The following is a 1,175-nucleotide window of genomic DNA, read 5'->3' as shown; positions in this document are numbered from 1 at the left end:
AGCCAACCGCCGTGTTCTAAGTGAAGTTCCCGAGCGTCTTTGACGATCGCAAACTCAGCTTCCAGTTGGTTGCGATCGATTTGGGCGACCCCCATATCGTCCAACTTCTCGTTGAGGGGTTTGAGACCGCTGGCTTCAAACTCATCGAGCGGACCGACCGTGTTCAATTGGAGCGTCGTATTCTGGACTTCTTGTATATCGTCTGACTCGACGGCATCTGCTTTGGTAGAGAGATGGGTTGCCAGATCATCGATGGCTGACTTCACATCGTCTTCATAGCGGGTGATCGCCGCGAGTTTGTCCGCCGTATCCCATGCCTCTTCTTTCCAGTCCCTAATCAATTCCTCTAGCTCACCTGCGACCTCATCGTAAGCTGTTTCAGCCTCTTCACAAGCCTCTTGCTTTTCGACAAACTCGTCGTCTTTATTCTCATACTGTTTCTGGATTGTCGGGTCTATAACGACTGAGTCTAGCCAGGATTCCTCAGAGTCGACGACGACATCGCGTAGAGCGCGGCGGATGTCTCTGGCGACAGCGGCATCCAGAGACGGATCGGTCGTCTCCTGGCTGATATTCGAGATGCGCTTCCACAGATGCCACCTCGTGGTGATATTCTCACACTCCAACTCTAATATTTTGAGTAGGACGGAAATGTCGTCTGGATGGGTTCCTTGTTCAGGAATCCCCGCGTTAGCTACCTCGTTGTTAAATCGGATTGGGACGGTCTCCAGATAATTATCGATATTCTCTTTGTTCCTCTGACTGAGGTCAGCCTGGATGCCCTCAAAAATATCATAGATTTTGGTAGCCGCATCGTCAAAGCCGGCGAGAGCCAGAACCGGCGAGTCAATGAACGTTTCCACGAAGTTCGTCTCCAAGCGATTTCTGAGCTGCTCTGCCTCTCCTTTGTCTTCCCGGTTCAGATCGTCGGTCTCTTCGACAGTCGGGAAAGACTCGTCCAAGTACTGTTCTAGGACATCATAGAAAGCCTTCTCTTTTGTCAATGCAGTCTTTTTATCAGCAAGTGTACGTTCCACCTCGTTCTTGGCCGTTTTTCGCTTGCTGACACCATACGTGACTGTTTGTGGGACCGCTACGGTGAATGTGGTATATGTGGGTGGTCCCATAGCCGATGATCCATTAGGTACTAGTCGTTCTCCAGCACACCCCCCCCC

1 protein-coding gene is annotated in these 1,175 nt (G+C 51.1%); it reads right to left on the bottom strand.

Annotation, left to right across the window (positions count from 1 at the left end):
• Positions 1-1,127, bottom strand: a 1,127-nt coding sequence (locus BLR34_RS16560) for a hypothetical protein (RefSeq protein WP_143414215.1), incomplete at its 3' end; no start/stop codon positions are given.
• Positions 1,128-1,175 lie beyond the last annotated feature (48 nt).

This window comes from Halovenus aranensis, from assembly GCF_900100385.1.
Classification (GTDB): domain Archaea; phylum Halobacteriota; class Halobacteria; order Halobacteriales; family Haloarculaceae; genus Halovenus; species Halovenus aranensis.
The sequence above is the reverse complement of the archived record's forward strand: the minus strand, read 5'-3'. Positions and strand labels throughout refer to the sequence as shown.